Source organism: Ruminococcus callidus ATCC 27760 (assembly GCF_000468015.1).
Taxonomy (GTDB): Bacteria; Bacillota; Clostridia; order Oscillospirales; family Ruminococcaceae; genus Ruminococcus_C; species Ruminococcus_C callidus.
The window spans coordinates 6,838-9,239 of the sequence record NZ_KI260487.1 but is presented as its reverse complement, the minus strand read 5'-3'; the positions used below and the strand labels follow the sequence as shown (position 1 = coordinate 9,239).

Here is a 2,402-nt window from a genome sequence, read left to right as displayed (position 1 = left end):
TATTTTATCGCTTTTTTAGTGCCGAATCAACGTTTGGGTGTGGTTGGCGGTTACTTTTCATCCAGTTCTATGGTAGAGTAGATGCAGTTCATTTGTTCGCAAACCATCAAAGCAGCACCGCTGCACTGACCTTCGAAAGATGATCGGTATAAGGTGTACTTGTGGAGGCCTATGAAAAATTGCTTGATTTTTCAAAAAAATATAGTTATATCAAATTTGAAAAACTAAAGTGATATAATATCAATATCAAAAGAAATAAAACCTATTTTTATAGGAGGAAATTCAAATGGCTCAATTAGGATTGTTTCGGGCAATTGCTCGAATTTACACCAATACACCAGAAGCACAGGCAATTTTGCAGCAGCTGCGGAAACTGTTTCAAGATGCTGAGGAGAAGAATGCGGTTTCACAGGAAGATGTTGTGTGGAGTGAATTTTCTGAGGATGTGCAACCGGACTACACAGAGTATCATCTGAAGTCGGGATACAGCTGTCTGTGCAGATGGCTGACTTTTCAGATCAGTGGCATTTTAAGAAAAATCGAAGCACTTCACAATGGCTCTTACGCCCTGATGTCCGGCAGTGCTGATCTTAGCAGTTTCTGCTGGTCGTGTGGTGCAGTAAGCTCTCAAAAGCTTCCGCTTTCGGAATACAACGGAAAAACAGAATGGGGTGTCGATGATGCTTTTACGGCAGAAATCACCATGAATCTGAAAGGCTGGATGGAGCTTTTTCAAACGAAAAAGGAAAACGTGCTTGCACATATGATAAAATATTACAGCTGTTCATGGGTGTTTGATGAAAAAACAATCAAAATCCTCAAAGGCAAAAATCCGGACAGTTTTATCGAAGAACTGTACTATATGAGAGGTGAAGAAGAGTACCTTATATTCGATTCAGGTGTGTTTTTGGGCTATCGTGAGCCGGATCCGCAAAAACGCTATGTTCCTTTCGAACAGTTTGAGTGTCATGAAGAGGATCGGATTCGTATAGAAGTTCGTGCATCTATGTATAATTTCACAAAAGATACGATTACTTTTGCGCGGGAAGATTTTTATGATTCTCTGAAATTCCTGCAGCAGTTCGACAAAGACGCATTGCTCCAGATGCACTTTGTAAATGTTATGTACGATGATTTTGACAATGCGATCTATAGAAACGAAATGACCGGAGATTTTACGACATTACGCTTTCGGACCGGTGCGAATTGGTTTGAAGAACCGGTGGTAGAAGTTCCGCTGATTGGAACAGAACCAACTGACAATGTATGACCGAAATGCAATTCACGGTATATAATCAACAGCATTTTTCAGCAAATTTCAAAATAAATCTTGATTTTAGTCATAAGAAAGTGTATAATAGTGGTATTGAATTTGTAATGATAAAAATATTTTAGGAGGGCGTTTCCAAAATGAGCAATAACAGTGATTTTCAGATTGAAGATGGTGTACTGATAGAGTATACTGGTAAGGATAAGGATGTTGTGATTCCGGACAGTGTGACCAGTATTGGAGAAAATGCGTTTTATTGGTGTGGAAGTCTGACCAGCATCATCATTCCGGACAGCATGACCAGTATTGGAGATTCAGCGTTTTATGAGTGTAAAAGTCTGACCAGCATCACCATTCCGGACAGCGTGACCAGTATTGGAAGATATGCGTTTTATGGCTGTACAAGTTTGACCAGCATTACGATTCCGGACAGCGTGACCAGTATTGGATACGAAGCGTTTTGTGGCTGTAAAAGCCTGACCAGCATCACGATTCCGAACAGCGTGATCAGTATTGGATATAACGCGTTTTGTGGCTGTAAAAGCCTGACCAGCATTATAATAACAGATTTAAAAGCATGGTTAGAAATTGATTTCGGCAATTATTGGAGTGATTCACGCTATAATTTTTTTTTGAGAAACAATAAAATCACAAAGCTTACGATTCCCGATGATGTGACCAGTATTGGAAATGGTGCATTTTCTGACTGTAAAAGTCTGACCAGCATCACGATTCCGGACAGCGTGACCAGTATTGGTAAAGATGCGTTTGGTGGCTGCGAAAGTTTGACCAGCATCACGATTCCGGACAGCGTGACCAGTATTGGTGAAGAGGCGTTTTGTGTCTGCGAAAGTTTGACCAGTATCACCATTCCAAACAGCGTGACTAGTATTGGAGAATTTGCGTTTTCTGGCTGTACAAGCCTGACCAGCATCACGATTCCGAACAGTGTGACCAGTATTGGTGAAAATGTATTTGAAGACTGTACAAGTCTGACCAGCATCACGATTCCGGACAGCGTGATTAGTATTGGATATCGTGCGTTTTATGAGTGTGAAAATCTGACCAGCATCACGATTCCGGACAGTGTAACCAGTATTGGAGATTGTGCATTTTCTGACTGTACAAGCCT

2 protein-coding genes are annotated in these 2,402 nt (G+C 40.8%); both read left to right on the top strand.

Annotated elements, in window-relative coordinates; translation table 11 throughout:
* The first annotated feature begins 421 nt into the window (after positions 1-421).
* On the top strand, positions 422-1,270 hold the full coding sequence (locus RUMCAL_RS13330) for a hypothetical protein (RefSeq protein WP_169726021.1): 849 nt from the start codon (positions 422-424) through the stop codon (positions 1,268-1,270).
* A 140-nt stretch (positions 1,271-1,410) separates the two neighbouring features.
* Positions 1,411-2,402 (top strand): leucine-rich repeat domain-containing protein (locus RUMCAL_RS13325; protein ID WP_021683510.1); only part of this gene is annotated, 992 nt, incomplete at its 3' end.